Source organism: Gordonia sp. NPDC003425 (assembly GCF_053588635.1).
Genome location: NZ_JBSFQI010000016.1, coordinates 80,024 through 100,833, shown reverse-complemented (window position 1 = coordinate 100,833; position 20,810 = coordinate 80,024). Strand labels below are relative to the sequence as shown.

Here is a 20,810-nt window from a genome sequence, read left to right as displayed (position 1 = left end):
GGCGTAATTCTGCACCCTGAGCCTCGATACCGCTGGTATCCAGATGGTGCCGAGTCGTACAATTAGGGGGCCGTGCGGGAACAACCGGGGCGTTCCGCGCCCGCACGGGTTCAGGTCTCGGTTTGGGTGCGGTCGGCCCGATCGGTCGTGTGATGACTATGGGAACGCTGCTCCGGGCGGGTGCGGCGGCCGTGGCGATCGCCGGGGGTGTGCTCGCCACCGCCTGGTCGACCTTCTCGCTGGTCGTGGCCAGCGCGGCGACGGTCACCGCGTTGATCATGGGCGGTACCTGGAGTCCACTCGTGGGCTACGGACCCCAGGCGCAGACCGACGAGTTCGTCAGCACATACCTCGATGTCATCAGCCACAACTACCTGCAGGGCGCCACGGGGATAGACCCTGACCAGATGAACAAGGTCGCGGTCTACACACCAGAGCAGTTCGCACCCTTCACCGCCGGCGACATGACCTTCGATCAGTCGGTGGCCGTAGGGGCCACCAATCTCAGCGCTTGTCTGTCCAGCGGGTCGTCGTGCCCACGCAACCTCTCCTTCGGCACCCCGGAAGCCGGCCCCACCGTCGTGTTCGGCTACTCCCAGAGCACGCGCATCGCCGTCATCGTGAAGCGGTCTCTCATCGACTATTACGAGTACAACGACTGGCAGGGCGCACCCGACGTGTCCTTCGTCCTCGCTGCCGACGTCAATCGCCCCAATGGCGGGATTCTCGCCCGATTCACCGGCCTCTCGATCCCCTTTCTGGGAGTCACCGCGGACGGGCCTGCGCCGACCAACAGCTGCGACTCGACCGGCGTCTGCCACCTCTCCACCATCGACATCAGCTTCCAGTACGACGGCTTCTCCGACTTCCCGTCGCATCCGCTCAACGTGCTGGCGGACCTGAACGCGGTCTTGGGCATCGCGTACGAGCACGGGTACTACCCGTTCTACGATCCGTTCACCCTTGCCACCACCATCGATCAAGGCGTCTACGGAGACACGCGCTACTACCTGATGCCCGCGACCACGGTTCCCATCCTCGTTCCGCTGCAAGGCATCTTGCCGGCAAGTTGGATCACCGCGCTCGACATGCCGCTGCGCACCGTGATCGAGATGGGCTACAGCCGCGACATCAGCCCGGGTGAACCGGTGAGCGCCCAGTGGTTGCGGTTCTCGCCGCTTCGCGATGTGGTCACCGTGGCGATCGCCATCGCGACCGGGATCGACGACGCCATTGCGCAGAAAACCGGCGATGCATCCAACCGTCCGCTGGGCACCACACCGGTGAGCGGTCCCTTCGGCGTTCCCGAGTTCAGTTTCGCCGACTGGTGGGTGTCGCGGCACAGTGCGTTGGTGTCGACCGCTCCGGCGGTCGCGGCCCCGTCCGCCCGTTCTCTCCCCACGGCGGACACGATGTCCTTGGTGGGCACGCCGGGCGCGAGCGCCCCGCCGCAGGGTGGTGATGACCAGCACCGCGCCGACGGCACGCCATCGGTGACGCAACCCGGCCGGGACGTCACGGGCCCCGAGACCGGCGGTGGCATGCCGAATGCGAATCAGGACCCGGACCCGGGGCCGAACCCCGTACCCGGACCGCCGCAGGCGGGCGCGCCCGCACCCGAGCCCGACGTCGCACCCGGGCCCGACGTCGCACCCAAGGCCGATGTCGCACCCGAGCCTGACGTCGCACCCGAGCCCGACGCCGCACCCGATCCGGATACCGCACCCGAGCCGGATGCCGCACCCAAGCCGGATGCCGCACCCAAGCCGGATGCCGCACCCAAGCCCGACTCCGCGTCGCTCGCAGGTACACCGGCCGGCCCGTAGCGGCGGTGCGCACGGAAACGACGCGGACCGGCGGTATCGTGGCACATATGAAGGCACGCGTCGTCGACGACCGTTCCCGCGACACCCGAGCGGGCCGCTGATGGCCACCACCGTCACGCTGTTGTGGGCGCAGGACCGCACCGGCGCCATCGGACGCGCCAACGGCATCCCATGGCGTGTACCCGAGGACATGCGACGTTTCCGCGAGTTGACCGGTCGCGACGCCGTGGTCATGGGCCGCAAGACCTGGGAGTCGCTTCCGGCCAGATTCCGGCCGTTGCCCCAGCGTCGCAATGTGGTGATCACGCGCTCGGCCGACTACGTCGCCGACGGCGCCGAGATCGCACACTCGCTGATCGAGGCGCTCGACCGCATCTCCGGTGCCGCGGCGGTGATCGGCGGCGGCGAGATCTACGAGGCCGCAATCGGATCGGCCACCCACCTGCGGGTCACCGAGATCGATCTGCTCGTCAAGGGCGCCGACGCGTTCGCCCCCGAGATCGACCCGTACGCGTGGGAGGTCGACGAACCGGGACCCTGGCAGTCCTCCACGTCGGGACTGCGCTACCGATTCGTCGACTACCGCCGGCACGTGCGTGCCGAGGCGCTACGGCAGGGCGTGTAGCCGGCGCCGATGACGCCGTCGGACCTCTCCGCCGCGCAGGCCACCCGGATTGCGCTGGTCGCCCAGGGATTCGCCGACCGTCGCCCTGCGGGTGCCGTCGGTCGATCCCACCTGACGCGAATGGTCGACCGCACCGGTCTGATCCAGATGGACTCGGTGAATGTGGCCGTCCGTGCGCACTACCTACCGCTGTTCAGCCGGATGGGTGCCTACGATCACTCGCTGCTCGACCGCGCCGCGTGGCGTCCCGGTCGGGCCCGCAGGCTCCTCGTCGAATACTGGGCGCACGAGGCCGCCCTGATCCCGGTGGACCACTGGCCGCTGTTCACGTGGCGGATGAACGAGTTCCGGGACGGACGCTACCGGCACACCCGCGAGCTGATGGCCCGCAATCGCCGCCTGGCCGACGACGTGCGGGACGTGATCGCCGAGGTGGGTCCCACCACGCCGCGGGCGATCGAGGACCACCTCGGCATCGAGCGCGGACCCCGGGTCGCCGGTGGCTGGTGGCATCGCGGCGACGTGAAACATCTGTGCGAGGCGATGTTCGCCGCCGGGCAGCTCTCCGCTGTCCGCGACGCGAACTTCGGGCGGCACTACGACCTGACCGGCCGCGTCATCGGTGACGTCGCCGACCGTCGCGTCGATCGTGCCGACGCCCACCGCGAACTCATCGCACATGCGGCCTCGTCGCTGGGCGTTGCCACTGCGGCCGATCTCGCCGACTACTACCGGCTCAAGACCGCCGACACCCGCACGGCGCTCCTGGATCTCATCGATTCCGGTGTGCTGCAACAGGTCTCCGTCGAGGGGTGGCGCGACCCGGCCTACCTTCACGCACAAGCGCGCGTGCCACAGCGGATCGGCCGCGCCGACGCGACCCGATCGGCACTTCTCTCACCGTTCGATCCGCTCGTCTTCTTCCGTCCACGTGCGCTGCGGCTCTTCGGTTTCCAGTACCGCATCGAGATCTACGTTCCCGAGCACAAACGCGTTCACGGCTACTACGTACACCCGTACCTCCTCGGCGACGCGATCGTCGCGCGCGTGGACCTGAAGGCCGATCGTCGCTCGGGCATCCTCGGGGTGCCCTCGGCGCACCTGGAGCCCGGATGTGATGCGCCGACGGTGGCGCGACGCCTCGCAGCGGATCTGGCGTCGATGGCCACCTGGTTGGGGCTGCACACCGTGCGGGTGGGAACGCGCGGCGACTTCTCGGCGGAGTTGGCCGCTTCGGTCGACGCCTTGTTTTCATGACATGCTGTTCCCCGGAATCGTGTTCGGCATACCGACGGGCGCAGCGCTCCGCAACTGCAGGAAGGCCACCCATGACCGTGACCTATGACGATCGTGACTACCGGCTGGTCATGTTCGACCTCGACGACACGCTCGCACCGTCGAAGAGCCCGATGGCCGACGAGATGGTCGAGGTGTTCACCCGGTTACTCGATCGCGGGCTGGTCGCCATCATCTCCGGCGGCCGATTCGAACAGTTCCAGGCGCAGGTCCTCGATCGGCTCGGCGACGGGGTCGCCCGCGCCAATCTGCACCTGATGCCCACCAACGGCACCCAGTACGTGCGGTGGAACGGCGCCGAATGGGAGACCGTCTACGCCGAACACCTCACCGACGACGAGAAGAACCGCACGTGGGTGACCCTCGAAACCGGCGCCAAGGAACTCGGGCTGTGGGAGACCCAGACGTGGGGGCCGATTCTGGAGGATCGGGGCAGCCAGATCACCTTTTCCGCCCTCGGCCAGTCCGCGCCGGTAGACGCCAAGCAGGCGTGGGATCCCGACGGACGCAAGAAGGAGGCCCTGCGCGCCTACGCCGCCGAGCGCCTGCCCGACCTCGAGGTCCGCAGCGGCGGCTCCACCTCCGTGGACGTGACACGCAAAGGGATCGACAAGGCCTACGGGGCGCGCAGGCTCATGGAGATCCTCGGACTCGGTGTCGACGACATCCTGTTCTTCGGCGACCGCCTCGACGAGGGCGGCAACGACCGCCCGGTGATGGAACTCGGGATCACCTCGGTGCCGGTGGATGGCTGGACCGATACCCACGCCAAGCTCGGGGAACTGCTGGCGAACTGAGTCCGACGGTCAACGACTGTGCGGGGCCGTCCACGCGAATCCGGGGTACTGAGGGACAATCGGGCGTGCCCGTCGCAGGGTCGATGCAGGAGAGGAGGCGGTATGTCCGAGTTGGTTCCGTTGAAGGTCCAGATGGTGGCCGCAACCGCGTTCAGCGCACCACCCGAGGTGCCGTGGAGTACCGACGCCGAGGGTGGCGAGGCGCTCGTCGAATTCGCCGGCCGCGCCTGCTACCAGAGCTGGGACAAGCCCAACCCGCGCACCGCCACCAACGCCGGGTACCTGCGGCACATCCTCGAGGTGGGCCACCTTTCCCTGCTCGAACACGCGTCGGTGACCTTCTACATCACCGGCATCTCACGCTCGTGCACCCACGAACTCATCCGGCACCGCCACTTCTCCTACTCCCAGTTGTCGCAGCGGTTCGTGCCCGAGCATGACTCGAATGTGGTTGCCCCACCGGCTATTCGGGGTGACGCCGAGTTGGAGGCGCTGTTCACGCAGGCCACCGACGCGAGTCGCAAGGCCTACAGCGAGCTACTCGACGCCCTCGAGGCCAAGTTCGCCGACGTCCCCAATGCCATCCTGCGGCGCAAACAGGCGCGGCAGGCGGCGCGGTCGGTGCTGCCGAACGCCACCGAGACGAAGATCGTGGTGAGCGGCAACTACCGGGCATGGCGTCACTTCGTGGGCATGCGTGCCACCGAGCACGCCGACGTGGAGATCCGGCAGCTCGCCGTCGAATGCCTGCGTCAGCTCATGGACGTGGCGCCCACGGTGTTCGGGGATTTCGAGATCGGCACACTCTCCGACGGCACCGAGGTGGCCACCTCGCCGTTCGTCCTCGAAGGCTGAGCCACCCGGGGGCGAGCCTGGGCGGCGTGGTCATTCGCTGTCGCTCCCGGCGCCACGGTAGCCTTGAGCACCATGAACGCTGGCGTCGAGCAGTTCCACTCGCATCCCTTCGGGACCAATGCGGTGGCCATGGTGACCCCCTTCCGCGCCGACGGCTCCCTCGACCTCGACAAGGCCGCCGAACTGGCAGATCACCTCGTCGGCAAGGGATGCGACGGCCTCGTCGTCTCGGGCACCACCGGTGAATCGCCCACCACCACGGTCCCGGAAAAGCTCGACCTGCTCCGCGTCGTACTCGACGCCGTGGGTGACCGGGCCCGCATCACCCAGGGTGCGGGCAGCTACGACACCGCCGAGAGTGTTCGTTTCGCGCAGGCGGCCGAGCAGGTCGGCGCCCACGGACTGCTCGTGGTGACCCCGTACTACTCCAAGCCGCCACAGGCCGGACTCCTCGCGCACTTCCGTGCCGTGGCCGACGCCACCGCCCTTCCGGTCATGCTCTACGACATCCCCCCGCGTTCGGTGGTGCCCATCGCCAACGAGACGATCCTCGCGCTCGCCGAGCATCCGCGCATCCGCGCGGTCAAGGACGCCAAGGGCGACCTGCACTCCGCGGCGGGCATCATCGCCACCACCGACATCGAATACCTGTCCGGCGAAGACGCACTCAACCTGCCGTGGCTCTCGATCGGCGCCACCGGATTCGTCAGTGTGATCGGTCACCTGGTGGCCGATCGCCTTCGCGACATGCAGATCGCAGTGGACAAGGGCGACCTGCCCGCCGCTCGCGCCATCAACGCGTCGGTGTTACCGCTGGTCAACGCGATGGGCAGGCTCGGCGGAGTCACCATGGTGAAGGCGTCGCTGCGCATCCTCGGATTCGAGGTCGGCGACCCACGACTCCCACAGGTGCCGGCCACCGGCCCCCAGATCGAGGCCCTGATCGCCGACCTGCGAGCGGCGGGAGTGCTTTCCTGATGGGTATGGAACCCCTCATCTCCACGTCCACGCCCGGGTCCCACACCTGCGAGGGGGTCCGTTGACGCCCCCGCGCCGCCGCGCCGCGACGCGCAAGGCCGGCCCGCCGCAAGCTGCACCGCCGGCCTCGGCGCCGACATCGGGCGACGCGACCGCACCGCCCGCGGCGCAGGGTTCCGACACACCGGCGCCCGCCGAGAACGCCGGACCGTCCGCGTCACAGGGTGGCCGCCCGCGCTCACGCCGTGGACGCCACGAAAAGCAGGACAGACCCTCGGGTGCGCAGTCGCAACCGCGTGGCCCCGGGCGCACCGAAACCGCCCGCGGCGGCGGGGAGCGGGGCGCGTCGATCCCACCCGACGCCGCCGTCGACCGTCTCGGCACTCCACGCCGCCTGCCGCGCGGCGCCCTTCGGGTGGTGGCGCTCGGCGGGATCGGCGAGATCGGTCGCAACATGACCGTGTTCGAGTACGACGGCCGGCTACTGATCGTCGACTGCGGTGTGCTCTTCCCCGAGGACGCGCAGCCCGGCGTCGATCTCATCCTTCCGGACTTCCGCTACATCGAGGACCGGATGGACGACGTCGAAGCGGTGATCCTCACCCACGGTCACGAAGACCACATCGGGGCGGTCCCGTTCCTGCTCCGGTTGCGCAGCGACATCCCCGTGGTCGGATCGAAGTTCACCCTCGCCCTGGTGGAGGCGAAGTGCCGGGAACATCGACTGCGGCCCAAGCTGATTCAGGTTGTCGAGGGGGAGCGGACCACCCACGGCCCGTTCGAGTGCGAGTACTTCGCGGTGAACCACTCGATCCCGGACGCCATCGCGGTGGCCATCCGCACCCCGGCCGGTCTGGCACTGCACACCGGCGACATCAAACTCGACCAGCTACCCCTCGACGGTCGCCTCACCGACCTCGCCGGGTTCAGCAGACTCGGCGACGACGGCGTGGACCTGTTCCTGGTGGACTCCACCAACGCTGAGGTACCCGGCTTCGTCACCCCCGAGCGGGAGATCGGCGCCGTGCTCGACCAGGTGATCGGCAAAGCACGCCAACGCGTCATCGTGGCCTCCTTCGCCAGCCACGTCCACCGCATCCAGCAGATCATCGACGTCGCACACGATCACAACCGACGCGTCACCTTCGTGGGCCGTTCCATGGTCCGCAACATGCAGATCGCCCAGGACCTCGGCTACCTGCAGGTGCCCGACGGTGTGGTGGTCGACATGGACACGGCGGCGACGCTGCCCGACCACCGTCTCGTACTGATCTCCACCGGCTCGCAGGGAGAGCCGCTGTCGGCGCTCTCGCGGATGGCGCGCGGCGAACACCGCCAGATCAACATCCGCGCCGACGACCTCGTCGTGCTCGCCTCCTCGCTGATCCCCGGCAACGAGAACTCGGTATTCGCCGTGGTCAACGGGCTGGCCAAGCGTGGCGCCACCGTCATCACCCAGCAAAGCGCCAAGGTGCACGTCTCCGGACACGCGTCGGCGGGTGAACTGCTCTACCTCTACAACGCGGTGCGTCCGAGCAACGCGATGCCGGTGCACGGCGAATGGCGCCACCTGCGCGCGAACGCCGCGCTCGCCGTCGCCACCGGGGTGCATCCGGACCGGGTGATGCTCGCCGAGGACGGCGTCGTCGTCGATCTCCTCGACGGGCGCGCCGAGGTCGTCGGGCGCGTGCCGGTGGGTCATGTGTACGTGGACGGATTGTCGGTGGGCGATGTCGGGGAGTCCACGCTGTCGGAACGCCTGGTGCTCGGGGAGGGCGGGTTCATCGCGATCACCATCGCGATCGACGCCACCACCGGGCGTCCGGTCAGCCGCCCGGAGGTGTCCGGTCGTGGCTTCTCCGACGATCCCGGTGCCCTCAAAGAGGCAGCCGACCTCGTCGATCAGGCGCTCGACGCGCTGGCCGCCGAAGGTGTCACCGACACCCACCGCATCGCCCAGGCCATCCGCCGCACCGTCGGCCGCTGGGTGGCCGATACCTACCGGCGGCGCCCCATGATCGTGCCGACCGTGCTCGCCGTGGGTTCCTGACACCGCGACGCCCATCGGTCGCGACCCCATCTGTTCACCGGTACCACCTACGCTTCACCCCGCCCTGGCCAACCGGCCACGGCCGCACGGCACCACCCGCGTGTTCATATGTCCGAAAGGTCTCACAAACGTGATCCGCTTCCAGCGCTCCGCACTGCGTCGGCGAGCAGCAACCACACTCGTCGCGGCGATCACCGCCTTCGCACCGGTCGCCGCCACCACGGTCACCGCGGCGGCAGCTCCTGCGGTGGCGTCGCACACGATTCCCGTACCGAACGCGGTCGGTGTGCCCGACGTGCTCAATGCCCGGGATTTCACGAACTACACGACGCGCAGCGGAATGCGGATCTCCGGCAAGGTGATTCGCAGCGCGAACCTGTCGACACCCACGCCGCTGGGAGTCAACGCGCTGGAGCGACATCAGGTGCGGTCGATCATCGACCTGCGGACCACGGTGGAGATCGCGCTGCAGCCCGACAAGCCGGTGCCCGGAGCCACCTGGCACCACTTCGATGTGCTCGGTGCGGTGCCGCCGAACTTCCTCATCGACCTGCCGAATGCCTACCGCGCCTTTGTCACCGACCCGCAGGCCCGCGAAGCCTTCCGCGAGTCGCTCCTCAACATTGAGGCGACCGTCGCTTCCGGTGGCACCGTGGTCTTCCATTGCACTGCGGGCAAGGACCGCACCGGGTGGCTCGCCGCGGTGCTGCTCACCATTCTCGGGGTGGACCGGGCCGTGGTGAACGCCGACTACCTGGCCAGTAACACCTTCCGTCACGCGTCGCCCAGCGATGCGATCAACGGCGTCAACATCGGACTTCTCGACGCCGCATTCGACACCGCCACGCAGCGGTACGGCAGCTTCGACAACTACGTCCACAGGGGTCTGCGCCTGTCCGACGCCGATGTCGCAGCACTGCGGAAGACGCTGTTGCTGCCCTCGATCTGACACGTCGGCGCGACTACCCTGACACGGGTGAGCCTGGCACAGAACGAACGCGCCGCCCTCGTCGAGACCCTGCGCCGGGTGGGACCCGACGCCCCGACACTGTGCGAGGGCTGGACGTCGCGGGATCTCGCCGCGCACCTGGTGATCCGGGAACGACGCCCCGACGCGGCCGTGGGAATCATGGTGAGTCCGCTGGCCGGGTACACGAAAACGGTGCAGGACAAGACCGCCACCGAACCCTGGCAGAACCTGCTCGATCAGATCGCGAGCGGGCCGCCGTGGTACTCGCCGATCGCGCCGCTCGACCGGTGGGTCAACCTCGGCGAGATGTTCATCCACCACGAAGACGTCCTTCGGGGTGGTGCCGACCCGGCAGGCCCGTGGCTGCCCCGCGAACTGACGCCCGACGCGTCCCACGCGCTCCGTACCCCGCTGACCTCGATGGGCCGGATGACGCTGCGGAAGGCGCCTGCCCGCGTGACGCTGGCAACCCCCGACGGCGACACCGTCCTCGCCGCCGGAAAGGGTGAGCCGGTGACCGTGACCGGCACCATCGGTGAGCTGCTGCTGTTCGCGACCGGCCGTGCCCCGGTGGACGTGTCGATGAGCGGCGATCAGCGGGCCGTCGATGCCGTGGTCGGGACCGCACGCGGCTTCTGATCGCGGGCGACACACGCACTCCCCGGAGCGTCGGCCCGCGCTGATGGTCACAAATTCGATACACACGCCGGGGCTGGTGTTGCCCGTGTGACTGGAGCGACGGGTGACCATTAGGCTGTCCCCATGGCTTCGAAGGCAGGCACGGGTTCTCGCGCGTCCGCGGCGCGGGCGTCGGGAGGGCGACAGTCACAGGGCACGCGTGCGTCCACCACATCCAAGAAGTCCACGAGTAGTACCCGATCGGGGTCGAGGAGCGCAGCACGGTCGCGTCAAGGGGCGGTGTCTGCCACCGCGTCCCCCCGTTCGACCCGCGGCACCGGTTCCGGGGCAGGAAGACGTCGCGCGCAAGAGTCCGCCGACATCAGCCGCCGCTCGGGCGCCGGCACGGCGGGCGCCATCGGTCGCGGCGTCGGCCGTGGCCTCGGCGCCGGCTGGTTGCTGCTGGCACGTGGTGTCGGCGGGATGGCACGCGCGGGTGGTGGTCGCGGTGCCGCCCCGGCCGACGACCTCGACGATCTTCTGGACGCCGACGCAGACGCCGACGCCTCCGACGTGTACGGCGCCGACGATCTCAGCGACGGCTACGTCCGGCGGTCCACTCCGCCCCCCGGTCACACCCACCGCCGTGACGGTGTCGCGTTGGGACTGTTGGCGCTGGCCCTCGTGGTGTCGGTCGGCGTGTGGTTCGGCGCCGCCGGGCCGGTGGGTGCGTTCATCGACGCGCTGATCCGATCCGTGGTGGGCGTGACGGCGGTGCTCACCCCGATTGCGCTGGTGGCCGTGGCGGTCGTACTGATGCGACGTGAACCCAATCCGGCGCGTCGCGCCCGCTACGTCGGTGCGGGCCTGCTGATCGTGTTGCCCGTGCTGGGACTGATCCACCTCGTCGCCGGCGCGCCCGACGACCTGCCCGGCCGCTCGAGGGCGGGCGGTTTCCTCGGTTTTGCCGTGGGCACCCCGCTCACCACCGGCGTGACCGCCTGGGTGTCGGTCCCGATCCTGTTGTTGTGCATCTGTTTCGGGGTCCTCGTCCTGTCCGGCCGCACCGTGCGCCAGGTGGTCGACGCGGCACGCGGGTACCTCGGCCTCGGCGCCGTCGACCGGGACGAGGCGCTGCCCTGGGATGACGACGTGATCGACGACCCTGAGGAGTTCGACGACGACCTCGACACCCCGTTCGACGACCTCGATGACGCCGATCGGCCCTCGGGACGATCCGCGCGGCGCTCGGCCGACCCGTACGACAACTATCCGCCGGACATCGAACCGGGTGTGCGCAGCGGTCGCCGGTCGGCGAGCAGGACCCGGCGCAGTGCCCCCATCGAACTCGACGACATGCCGGATCTGTCGGACACGCCGACCGACTCTTACGACGACATGGTGACCGAGCCGATCGTCGACGCCGTCACCGAACCCATCCCGCCGGACGGTACCGGCAACCGCACGCGCTCGCGGCGCCCCGCCACCCGCAACAAGGTGGGTGCCGCACCCGTGTCCGATGCCGGTCCGGATGATCGTGCCGCCGCCGGGGACGACGTTCCCGTGGTCGAGCCCGTCGACGGTGATTACCGACTACCTCCGGTGGCGTTGCTCATCGACGGTGATCCGCCCAAGCAGGGCAGTCGCGCCAACGACGACATGATCGATCGGATCTCCGGTGTGCTCGAGCAGTTCAAGATCGATGCCGCGGTGACCGGGTACACACGTGGCCCGACCGTGACCCGCTACGAGGTGGAACTCGGGCCGGGCGTGAAGGTGGAGAAGATCACCGCGCTAGCCCGCAACATCGCCTATGCGGTGGCCACCGACAACGTGCGGCTGCTTGCACCGATCCCCGGCAAATCGGCGGTCGGCATCGAGGTGCCCAATTCCGACCGGGAGATGGTGCGGCTGGCCGACGTGCTCACCGCGCCGTCGACACGCAAGGATCCCCATCCGCTGGTCATCGGGCTGGGCAAGGACATCGAGGGCGACTTCGTCAGTGCGAACCTGGCCAAGATGCCCCACCTGCTGGTGGCGGGGTCCACCGGCTCGGGTAAATCGAGTTTCGTCAACTCGATGTTGGTGTCGCTGCTGACCCGCGCCACCCCCGAACAGGTCCGGCTGATCCTGGTGGATCCGAAGATGGTGGAGCTGACGCCCTACGAGGGTGTTCCGCACCTCATCACCCCCATCATCACCCAGCCGAAGAAGGCGGCCGCCGCACTGGCCTGGCTGGTGGAGGAGATGGAACAGCGCTACCAGGACATGAAAGCGTCCCGGGTGCGGCACATCGACGATTTCAACGCCAAGGTGCGTTCCGGTGAGATCACCACACCGCTCGGCTCCGAGCGCGTGTACAAGCCGTATCCTTACATTCTCGCGATCGTCGACGAGCTCGCCGACCTGATGATGACCGCACCCCGCGACGTCGAGGATGCGATCGTGCGGATCACGCAGAAGGCGCGTGCCGCCGGTATCCACCTGGTGTTGGCCACGCAGCGACCGTCGGTCGACGTCGTCACCGGCCTGATCAAGACGAATGTGCCCTCACGACTGGCGTTCGCGACGTCGTCGCTCACCGACTCGCGGGTCATCCTCGATCAGCCGGGTGCCGAGAAACTGATCGGCATGGGCGACGGTCTGTTCCTGCCGATGGGTGCCAACAAGCCGATCCGCCTGCAGGGTGCCTTCATCACCGACGAGGAGATCGCGGCCGTCGTCGAGTACGCGCGCGAACAGGCCGAACCGGAGTACACCGAAGGTGTCACCACCGCGAAGGCCGGCGACAAGAAGGACATCGACGCCGACATCGGCGGAGACCTCGACGATCTGCTCGCCGCGATCGAACTCGTGGTCAGCAGCCAGTTCGGGTCGACGTCGATGCTGCAGCGCAAGCTGCGAGTGGGCTTCGCCAAGGCCGGGCGGCTGATGGATCTGATGGAGACCCGCGGTGTGGTGGGGCCCAGCGAGGGATCGAAGGCGCGCGAAGTGCTGGTGAAGCCCGAGGACCTCGCCGGAGTCATCGCCTCGATCAACGGCGGCGACACGCCGTCGGGCGCTGACGAGTAGGCGCGGGGATGCATCGGCGGGCCGGCGTGTATTAGGCTCGCCTACAAGATCCACGAGGGGAGTATCCCCACCCACGGCCCGTTCGTCAGTACGGTGAGTGGTGCAGGTCGGTGCCGATCACCGATCACCACTGCACACCCGGGCGCGCCGGTCGGCACGACGCCGGCGGGAGAGACCTCTGGCATCGCACTTCTGTTGCGCGCTGGAGGAGATCGCACCCATGCATGTGTCACCTACCGTCTGGATCATCACCTGTCTGGTGATTCTGGGCCTGTTCGTCTTCGATTTCTTCGCGCACGTGCGTGTGCCGCACGCCCCGACGCTGCGCGAATCCGGGTTCTGGTCCGCGGTCTACATCTCGATCGCGGTTCTGTTCGGGTTGTTCGTCTGGTGGCGGTGGGGTGGCACCTACGGCGGCGAGTACTTCGCGGGCTACGTCACCGAGAAGGCGCTGTCGGTGGACAACCTCTTCGTCTTCGTCATCATCATGACGAAGTTCGCGGTGCCCAAGGTGTACCAGCAGAAGGTGCTGCTGCTGGGCATCGTGATGGCGCTGATCATGCGCGGCATCTTCATCGCGGTCGGCGCGGCGGCGATCAACGCCTACAGCTGGGTGTTCTACCTTTTCGGTGCCTTCCTCATCTACACCGCCATCAAACTGCTCAGCGAGAGCGACGATCCGGTGGAGCACGAGGAGCAGCGCGAATCCCGGCTGGAGCGATTCCTCAAGAAGCGTCTGCGCACGGCGGACAACTACGACGGCGACAAGCTGTTCACCAAGGAGAACGGCAAGCGGATGGCCACGCCGCTGCTGATGGTGCTCATCGTCATCGGTTTCACCGACCTGTTGTTCGCGCTCGACTCCATTCCCGCGATCTACGGCCTCACCCAGGAGCCCTACCTGGTGTTCACCGCCAACGCCTTCGCGTTGATGGGTCTGCGGCAGCTGTACTTCCTGCTCGGCGGACTCCTCGACCGGCTGGTGTACCTGTCCTACGGGCTCTCGTTCATCCTCGCCTTCATCGGTGTGAAGCTGGTGCTGCACGCGCTGCACGAGAACACGTTGTCCTTCATCAACGGGGGTGAGCATGTGCCCGTGCCGGAGATCTCGACGCCGATGTCGCTGGGCGTCATCATCGGCACTCTCGTCATCACCACGGTGGCGAGTCTGTTGCGGTCGCGGGGCGGTGGTGGCGCGGCGACAGCGCCGGCTGACGCCGACCGGTCGGATCACTAGCCGCCGGGGTGTGGAGCCGGTCGCCGATCAGGAGTCGACGAAGCGGCCACATACGACAGCGGGATTCAGTCGTCGTACGGGCCGTAGAGCTGGAACCACTCGACCACCCGCACCGCATCGACGGCCTGATGCGCGAGGAACGGGTCGTTGGCCATGAACGCCTCGGCGCCGTCGAGGTCGGTGCCCCGGATGACGATCAGCGCACCCGAGCCATCGGGGTAGGCGCCGGCCTGCAGCACATTGCCCGCCTTGAACTCCTCGCCGAGCCACTCGCGGTGCAGTGGACGGTACTGGTCGCGTAACGCCGCCTTGGCCGGTTCGTAGGTGTAGTGGACGGCGAAAAAGGCCACGATCGGGGCTCCTGACGTCGGGTGGGTGGGTTATCGGGTGGTCATCGGACGAGCGGATCGTCGTCGGGGTGCGGGTCGAGTGTCGCCAGCATCCGCGTGTTGCCCAGCGTATTGGGTTTGACGTAGCTCAGATCGAGGAACTCGGCCACACCGGTGTCGTAGGAGCGGCACATCTCCTCGTACACCTCGCGGGTGACCGGGGTGCCCTCGATCTCCCGGAAACCGTGGCGACCGAAGAATCTGGTCTCGAAGGTCAGGACGAACACCCGCGACAACTGGAGTTCACGGGCCATGTCCATCAGCCGTCTCACGAGGTGGTGGCCGATGCCGCGGCCGGCGAGCGCGGGATCGACGGCCACGGTGCGCACCTCGCCGAGGTCGGCCCACAGGACGTGCAGCGCTCCACAGCCCACCACGACGCCGTCGACCTCGGCCACCCAGAATTCCTGCACGGCCTCATACAGCGTCACCAGGTTCTTCTCCAGCAGGATCCGACCTGCGTAGCGGTCGATGAGTTCTTTGATGCGCGGCACGTCGGACGTGCGGGCACGCCGGATCGTGGGTTCGCGACCGGGCTCGGGAGAGGCCATGGACACCGGTTCGGGAGAGGCCATGCACACAGAGACTAGTCGGCACCCGACGGGGTTTCGTCCCTGCCGGACACCTGGTATTCGGATTCACACCGCGCGGCCGATACGCTGAGACCGTGCGCAGCCACGATCCCATCACCGATCCGGTCGATCCGGTGCCGGTGGTCAACATCGCCAACGCGCTGACAGTGTTCCGGATCGTGCTGGTCCCGGTGTTTCTCGTCGCACTCTTCGCCGACGGCGGGCACGACACCGGATGGCGAATCGCCTCGGCGCTCATCTTTGCCGGGGCTGCGTTCACCGACCGCATCGACGGGCGGCTGGCACGCGAACGTGGGCTGATCACCGATTTCGGCAAACTCGCCGACCCGATCGCCGACAAGGCCCTCATCGGTGCCGCACTCGTCGGGCTGTCGGTGCTCGGGGAACTGTCGTGGTGGGTGACGGGCATCATCCTGGCGCGCGAACTGTGGGTGACCGCCTTGCGGTTCTGGGTGCGGCGGCATGCCGTCATCGCGGCCAGTCGCGGCGGCAAGCTGAAGACCTTGCTTCAGGCGATCGCCATCGGGTTGTTGCTGCTCCCACTCGGCGGGGCCTGGCACATCGCGGCGATGGCAGTGATGTATCTGGCGGTGATCGTGACCGTGGCGACCGGGCTCGACTACACCTGGCGGGCGTTGCGGGTGCGCGCCCGCGCCGGGAGCGCCGGCGATGACACCACCGGCGCAGGGACCACGGCTGCCGACCATGCCGAACACCAGTCGGTGCCTCGTCGCACCGACTCCGTCTGACCTCTTCTCCGCGCCCTGCTACCGCAGACCGGCACCTGTCGGGATATTCGACTACTGTCGTGCACACGCGCTGAGGGTTACCCCGATCGCGTCGATGGGGGAACGTGGCGGGGCCGTCAGGCGTTGACTGCACACGGCGACTGCTCACCGGGCGGTTTCCCGAAGGACACCGAGAGGAGACTCGATGGCGATGCTCTTGCGAGAGGCGCTGGGCGACAGCCTGCGCCGGGTGCGCACCCAGCAGGGCCGGACGTTGCGCGAGGTGTCCTCCGTTGCGCGGGTGAGTCTCGGCTATCTGTCCGAGGTCGAACGCGGTCAGAAGGAAGCCTCCAGTGAACTGCTCGCGGCTATCTGCGACGCGCTCGACGTGGAGATCGCCGATCTGCTCCTCGAGGTCGGAAGCGCGCTGCGGCCCGCCATGGCCGACGCCGAGGCCACCGTCTCCGGTGATGCCGCCATCGCGGCCACCAAGGTCGTGATTCCCGCACCCGAGGTGCACCACCGTCCCACCGCTTTGGCCGCTGCATAGTCGGACTGCTCCACATCGCCGGTTCAGACGCTAGATTGGTGGGCGAAACATCCGGATCTCACAGAGATCCCCGTACTCACCTGATCGTTGAACGGAGTTGACGAACGCATGGCGAACCCATTCGTGAAGCTGTGGCGCTACCTGATGGCGGCGGGCAACGCGAAGATCGACGAGAACGCTGACCCGAAGATCCAGATTCAGCAGGCCATCGAGGATGCGCAACGTCAGCACCAGGCGCTGTCCCAGCAGGCCGCCGCGGTCATCGGCAACCAGCGCCAGCTTGAGATGAAGCTCAACCGTCAGCTCGAAGAGATCGAGAAACTGCAGGCCAACACCCGTCAGGCACTGACCCTGGCCGATCAGGCCAGTGCCGCCGGTGATGCACAAAAGGCCCAGGAGTACGCGAACGCCGCCGAGGCTTTCGCCGCACAGCTGGTGACCGCCGAGCAGAGCGTCGAGGATCTCAAGAGTCTGCACGACCAGTCGTTGCAGGCGGCGCAGCAGGCCAAGCAGGCCGTTGAACGCAACGCGATGATCCTTCAGCAGAAGCTCGCCGAACGGTCGAAGCTGCTCAGCCAACTCGAGCAGGCCAAGATGCAGGAACAGGTCAGCGCGTCGCTCAATCAGATGAGTGAGCTGTCGGTTCCGGGCAACACGCCCAGCCTCGATCAGGTTCGCGACAAGATCGAACGCCGCTACGCCGATGCGCTCGGCTCCGCCGAACTGGCCAAGAACTCGGTGCAGGGCCGCATGCAAGAGGTTCAGCAGGCCAGCGTGCAGATGGCCGGGCACGCGCGCCTCGAGCAGATCCGGGCCAGCATGAACGGCGGCGCACTCCCGTCGGGTGAAGGCGCGGCCGGCGTTCCCCAGCCTGGCCAGGATGCACAACCCAACCCCGGCCAACCGGTCGCCGAACAGCCGCAGACCGGAAACTGAGTCGCCGACCCCGGGTCGCGATCGTCGCCGGACCCGACGCAGGGCACGCGTTCCCGGCGTTCGCGCTGGCGCAACGCTGCACCGACGACGGCATCTCGGCGACGGTGTTCACCGGCACCACGTGGTATCCGGTGGCCACCGCCCGCGGCATCGACATCGCCGAACTCCCGGGTCTCGAGGTGGCAGGCGCCGACGATGATCTCGACGCGGGCGACAAGCTGAGCACCCGCGCCGCCCGCATGGCGGTGCAACTGGCCCCCGTCCTGGCCACCCGCGGGTTCGACCTGGTGATCTACGACGTGATCACCCTCGCCGGCGCCTGGGCTGCCGAACTGTGCGGTCTGCCCGCGGTCGAACTCTCGCCGCACCCGCTGTATGAGCCGTCTCGCGGCAGACCGCCGGTGGGCGCGGGCATGGCGCCGGGCCGCGGCGTGATGGGACACCTGCGCGACGTCGCGATGCGGACGGCGAGCAACCGGTCGGTGGCGTTGGGGGTTCGACAGCGGTCCGCGGCGCGCGCCGGGATCGGACTACCGGCGACCGCGCCGGCGCCGTCGGCTCATCTGGTGGCAACCTTGCCCGCACTCGAGGTGTGGCGACCGGACTGGCCGGCCGACACCCACATCGTGGGACCGCTGTTGTGGGAACCGACCACCGAGATCTTCGATCGCCCGGCGGGTACCGGGCCGCTGGTGGTTCTCGCCCCGTCGACCGCAGTCATCGGCGCCCCCGACATGCTCGCCGAAACATTGGGTGCGCTCGGCGAGATCTCCACCAGAACCCCGGTGCGCGTGATCATCTCGTCGCTTCACCAACCCTCCGACGAGGTGCTCGCGGACGCGGGTTCGGTGGCGGTCACCAGTGGGCTGGCCCGCCAGGACGAGGTGCTCGGTGACGCCGACCTGGTGGTGTGCGGGGCCGGGCACGGGATGCTGGCCAAATCGTTGCTGGCCGGGGTCCCGGTGGTGGCGGTACCCGGTGGTGGTGACCAGTGGGAGTTGGCCAATCGGATTCGGCGTCAGGGCAGCGGGGTGGTGGTGCGGCCGGTCACCCGCGCAGCCCTCGGTGGTGCGATCGAGGGTGTGCTGGCCCAACCGGCCTACCGGGCCGCGGCGGTGGCTGCGGGTGAATCCGTTGCCGACGCCGTCGATCCGGTCCGGATCGTCCGTGGCGTTCTCGACACGGTCGGCACGTAGGCTGCTGGCGTGCGGCTCACCGAATTCACCGAGTTGATGACATCCCATTTCGGGGTGGCATCGGCGGATGCCATCCTCGCCGATCACGTGCTGATCGACCTCGGTGGCCGCACCGGTGCCCGCGCGATCGACGACGGGGTGGACCCGCGAGACGTGTGGATCGCGATCTGCCGCGATTTCGACGTGCCGCGCGAACAGTGGTGATCGAAACCCCCGCCGTCACCGAAACCCCTCCGTTCACCGTTGGTGGAAAAGTCGACGCGCCCGCGTGTCATGCTTGCCATCGAACACACGTTCGTCCATTGTGGTGGAGACCGGAACCACGCCGGGAGGGCGAGCGTCTGAACGTTTGTCGCCACCGCTGAGTCAAGGTTCTCCACAGGTCGGTTCCTTTGCGGAAACGGGATTGTCGGAGGCAGTGGCTAGCGTGCGGGGCACAACGGATCGATGCAGACCTGATCGACCGGACACCAACGGGTCGGCCCCGGCCCCGAACCATCGAGGAGATTCCCATGGCAGCAGCTCCGCAGGACCGCGAGAAGGCGCTCGACCTCGCGTTGGCGCAGATCGACAAGAATTTCGGCAAGGGCTCGGTGATGCGCCTGGGCGAGGAGAGTCGTCAACCGATCGAGGTGATCCCGACCGGCTCCATCGCCCTCGACGTCGCACTGGGCATCGGAGGTCTGCCGCGCGGCCGCGTGATCGAGATCTACGGCCCGGAGTCCTCGGGTAAGACCACCGTGGCACTGCATGCGGTCGCCAACGCGCAGGCCGCCGGCGGGATCGCCGCGTTCATCGACGCCGAGCATGCCCTCGATCCCGATTACGCCGCCAAACTCGGTGTGGACACCGACGCACTGCTCGTCTCCCAGCCGGACACCGGTGAGCAGGCACTCGAGATCGCCGACATGCTGATCCGCTCCGGCGCCCTCGACATCCTGGTCATCGACTCCGTCGCCGCGCTGGTGCCGCGCGCGGAGATCGAGGGCGAGATGGGTGACAGTCATGTGGGCCTGCAGGCTCGTCTGATGAGTCAGGCGTTGCGCAAGATGACCTCGGCGCTGAGCAATTCGAAGACCACCGCCATCTTCATCAATCAGCTGCGCGAGAAGATCGGCGTCATGTTCGGCTCCCCGGAGACCACCACCGGCGGCAAGGCGCTGAAGTTCTACTCGTCGGTGCGACTCGACGTCCGGCGCATCGAAACCCTCAAGGACGGTACCGACGCGGTCGGTAACCGCACCCGGGTCAAGGTCGTCAAGAACAAGGTCGCCCCGCCGTTCAAGCAGGCCGAATTCGACATCCTCTACGGGCAGGGCATCTCCAAGGAGGGCTCGCTCATCGACATGGGTGTGTCGGAGGGCTTCATCCGCAAGTCCGGATCGTGGTTCACCTACGAGGGCGACCAGCTCGGCCAGGGCAAGGAGAATGCCCGCAAGTTCCTGCTCGAGAACTCCGACATCCGTGACGAGATCGAGAAGAAGATCAAGGAGAAGCTCGGAATCGGTGCAGTGGTCGACGCCGACGACATCGCCCCCGCACCGGTGGAGTTCTGATCACCGCAATGAGTTCGGCCGCCGACCCCGGGGAGCCGTCGGGCCCCAGCGCCTGGGACGCCGCGCTGCGGCTCCTCGGGGTTCGCGCGCGGAGCCGCTCCGAGATGGCGCAGCGGTTGACGCGCAGGGGATTCGACGAGGACACCGTCGCCGATGTGATGGCCCGGCTCGACAAGGCTGAGCTTCTCGACGACGAGGATTTCGCCACCGAGTGGGTGCGGTCCCGGCACACGTACTCGGGTCGGGGCCGGGTCGCGTTGCGTCACGAACTCGCGGAGAAGGGCATCGACCCCGCGGTCGCCGAACGCGCCCTCGACGACGTCGACCCGGATGCCGAGCGCGCCGCCGCGGCCGCCCTCGTGGCGCGCAAGCTGACGGTTCGCGTCGTCGACGAACTCGCCAGCGCTGACCGGGTGTTGCGCGACAAGCAGTTTCGGCGTCTCGTCGGCATGCTGGTCCGCCGCGGATACCCGCAGTCGATGGCGATCGACGTCGTCACCGAGGCACTCGACTCGGCGACCCCCGACTGAGCAGGCAG

General features: G+C 68.0%; 20 protein-coding genes. 18 read left to right on the top strand and 2 right to left on the bottom strand.

What is annotated here, in order from left to right; all coding sequences use genetic code 11:
* The first annotated feature begins 158 nt into the window (after positions 1-158).
* The 11 genes from ACWDTD_RS17220 (at position 159) to ACWDTD_RS17170 (ending at position 14,324) form a co-directional block, all read left to right on the top strand.
* Positions 159-1,826, top strand: a complete 1,668-nt coding sequence (locus ACWDTD_RS17220; protein ID WP_449748341.1) for a PE-PPE domain-containing protein — start codon at positions 159-161, stop codon at positions 1,824-1,826.
* Between the two features lie 100 nt (positions 1,827-1,926).
* Positions 1,927-2,451, top strand: coding sequence for a dihydrofolate reductase (locus tag ACWDTD_RS17215; protein ID WP_449748340.1), 525 nt, complete (start codon positions 1,927-1,929; stop codon positions 2,449-2,451).
* A 9-nt stretch (positions 2,452-2,460) separates the two neighbouring features.
* A complete protein-coding gene (locus ACWDTD_RS17210) occupies positions 2,461-3,708 on the top strand; it encodes a winged helix-turn-helix domain-containing protein (protein ID WP_449748339.1) in 1,248 nt (415 codons plus the stop codon).
* Positions 3,709-3,779: 71 nt separating this feature from the next.
* Positions 3,780-4,544, top strand: a complete 765-nt coding sequence (locus tag ACWDTD_RS17205) for an HAD-IIB family hydrolase (RefSeq protein ID WP_449748338.1) — start codon at positions 3,780-3,782, stop codon at positions 4,542-4,544.
* A 102-nt stretch (positions 4,545-4,646) separates the two neighbouring features.
* Entirely contained in the window at positions 4,647-5,399 is a 753-nt protein-coding gene (gene thyX, locus ACWDTD_RS17200) for an FAD-dependent thymidylate synthase (RefSeq protein WP_449748337.1), read from the top strand.
* Between the two features lie 72 nt (positions 5,400-5,471).
* Entirely contained in the window at positions 5,472-6,377 is a 906-nt protein-coding gene (gene dapA / locus ACWDTD_RS17195) for a 4-hydroxy-tetrahydrodipicolinate synthase (protein WP_449748336.1), read from the top strand.
* A 61-nt stretch (positions 6,378-6,438) separates the two neighbouring features.
* A complete protein-coding gene (locus tag ACWDTD_RS17190) occupies positions 6,439-8,427 on the top strand; it encodes a ribonuclease J (RefSeq protein WP_449748335.1) in 1,989 nt (662 codons plus the stop codon).
* 130 nt (positions 8,428-8,557) lie between these two features.
* The gene (locus ACWDTD_RS17185; RefSeq protein WP_449748334.1) at positions 8,558-9,376 is read left to right on the top strand and encodes a tyrosine-protein phosphatase; all 819 of its coding nucleotides are present in this window, start codon (positions 8,558-8,560) and stop codon (positions 9,374-9,376) included.
* Between the two features lie 27 nt (positions 9,377-9,403).
* Positions 9,404-10,036 carry a TIGR03085 family metal-binding protein gene (locus ACWDTD_RS17180; RefSeq protein ID WP_449748333.1) on the top strand — a complete coding sequence of 211 codons (633 nt, stop codon included), beginning with the start codon at positions 9,404-9,406 and terminating at the stop codon, positions 10,034-10,036.
* Between the two features lie 123 nt (positions 10,037-10,159).
* On the top strand, positions 10,160-13,087 hold the full coding sequence (locus tag ACWDTD_RS17175; protein WP_449748332.1) for a DNA translocase FtsK 4TM domain-containing protein: 2,928 nt from the start codon (positions 10,160-10,162) through the stop codon (positions 13,085-13,087).
* A 220-nt stretch (positions 13,088-13,307) separates the two neighbouring features.
* Positions 13,308-14,324 (top strand): TerC family protein, encoded by a 1,017-nt coding sequence (locus ACWDTD_RS17170; protein WP_449748331.1) that lies wholly within the window; start codon positions 13,308-13,310, stop codon positions 14,322-14,324.
* Positions 14,325-14,389: 65 nt separating this feature from the next.
* On the opposite strand, the gene ACWDTD_RS17165 is transcribed toward ACWDTD_RS17170, so the two are convergent.
* Together ACWDTD_RS17165 and ACWDTD_RS17160 are read right to left on the bottom strand one after the other, a co-directional pair.
* Positions 14,390-14,674: a YciI family protein gene (locus ACWDTD_RS17165; RefSeq protein WP_449748330.1), complete on the bottom strand. Its 285-nt coding sequence runs from the start codon at positions 14,672-14,674 to the stop codon at positions 14,390-14,392.
* A gap of 41 nt (positions 14,675-14,715) precedes the next feature.
* Complete coding sequence (locus ACWDTD_RS17160) at positions 14,716-15,288, bottom strand: amino-acid N-acetyltransferase (protein ID WP_449748329.1); 573 nt, start codon at positions 15,286-15,288, stop codon at positions 14,716-14,718.
* A gap of 92 nt (positions 15,289-15,380) precedes the next feature.
* On the opposite strand from ACWDTD_RS17160, the gene pgsA reads away from it, so the two are divergent.
* The 7 genes from pgsA (at position 15,381) to ACWDTD_RS17125 (ending at position 20,802) form a co-directional block, all read left to right on the top strand.
* Complete coding sequence (gene pgsA, locus ACWDTD_RS17155) at positions 15,381-16,055, top strand: CDP-diacylglycerol--glycerol-3-phosphate 3-phosphatidyltransferase (protein WP_449748328.1); 675 nt, start codon at positions 15,381-15,383, stop codon at positions 16,053-16,055.
* A gap of 184 nt (positions 16,056-16,239) precedes the next feature.
* Positions 16,240-16,584, top strand: coding sequence for a helix-turn-helix domain-containing protein (locus tag ACWDTD_RS17150; RefSeq protein WP_449748327.1), 345 nt, complete (start codon positions 16,240-16,242; stop codon positions 16,582-16,584).
* Between the two features lie 108 nt (positions 16,585-16,692).
* Positions 16,693-17,520, top strand: a complete 828-nt coding sequence (locus ACWDTD_RS17145) for a PspA/IM30 family protein (protein ID WP_449748326.1) — start codon at positions 16,693-16,695, stop codon at positions 17,518-17,520.
* Entirely contained in the window at positions 17,517-18,716 is a 1,200-nt protein-coding gene (locus ACWDTD_RS17140; RefSeq protein ID WP_449748359.1) for a glycosyltransferase, read from the top strand. Before ACWDTD_RS17145 ends, ACWDTD_RS17140 begins: the two co-directional genes overlap by 4 nt.
* 9 nt (positions 18,717-18,725) lie before the next feature.
* Positions 18,726-18,920 (top strand): DUF3046 domain-containing protein, encoded by a 195-nt coding sequence (locus ACWDTD_RS17135; protein WP_449748325.1) that lies wholly within the window; start codon positions 18,726-18,728, stop codon positions 18,918-18,920.
* Positions 18,921-19,228: 308 nt separating this feature from the next.
* A complete protein-coding gene (recA, locus tag ACWDTD_RS17130) occupies positions 19,229-20,272 on the top strand; it encodes a recombinase RecA (protein WP_449748324.1) in 1,044 nt (347 codons plus the stop codon).
* Between the two features lie 8 nt (positions 20,273-20,280).
* On the top strand, positions 20,281-20,802 hold the full coding sequence (locus ACWDTD_RS17125; protein WP_449748323.1) for a regulatory protein RecX: 522 nt from the start codon (positions 20,281-20,283) through the stop codon (positions 20,800-20,802).
* Positions 20,803-20,810: the final 8 nt, after the last annotated feature.

Coding starts and splice junctions, on each gene's coding strand:
- ACWDTD_RS17220 (WP_449748341.1), top strand. CDS start 159: ATGGGAACGCTGCTCCGGGCGGGTGCGGCGGCCGTGGCGATCGCCGGG.
- ACWDTD_RS17215 (WP_449748340.1), top strand. CDS start 1,927: ATGGCCACCACCGTCACGCTGTTGTGGGCGCAGGACCGCACCGGCGCC.
- ACWDTD_RS17210 (WP_449748339.1), top strand. CDS start 2,461: ATGACGCCGTCGGACCTCTCCGCCGCGCAGGCCACCCGGATTGCGCTG.
- ACWDTD_RS17205 (WP_449748338.1), top strand. CDS start 3,780: ATGACCGTGACCTATGACGATCGTGACTACCGGCTGGTCATGTTCGAC.
- thyX (WP_449748337.1), top strand. CDS start 4,647: ATGTCCGAGTTGGTTCCGTTGAAGGTCCAGATGGTGGCCGCAACCGCG.
- dapA (WP_449748336.1), top strand. CDS start 5,472: ATGAACGCTGGCGTCGAGCAGTTCCACTCGCATCCCTTCGGGACCAAT.
- ACWDTD_RS17175 (WP_449748332.1), top strand. CDS start 10,160: ATGGCTTCGAAGGCAGGCACGGGTTCTCGCGCGTCCGCGGCGCGGGCG.
- ACWDTD_RS17170 (WP_449748331.1), top strand. CDS start 13,308: ATGCATGTGTCACCTACCGTCTGGATCATCACCTGTCTGGTGATTCTG.
- ACWDTD_RS17160 (WP_449748329.1), bottom strand. CDS start 15,288: ATGGCCTCTCCCGAACCGGTGTCCATGGCCTCTCCCGAGCCCGGTCGC.
- ACWDTD_RS17150 (WP_449748327.1), top strand. CDS start 16,240: ATGGCGATGCTCTTGCGAGAGGCGCTGGGCGACAGCCTGCGCCGGGTG.
- ACWDTD_RS17145 (WP_449748326.1), top strand. CDS start 16,693: ATGGCGAACCCATTCGTGAAGCTGTGGCGCTACCTGATGGCGGCGGGC.
- recA (WP_449748324.1), top strand. CDS start 19,229: ATGGCAGCAGCTCCGCAGGACCGCGAGAAGGCGCTCGACCTCGCGTTG.
- ACWDTD_RS17125 (WP_449748323.1), top strand. CDS start 20,281: ATGAGTTCGGCCGCCGACCCCGGGGAGCCGTCGGGCCCCAGCGCCTGG.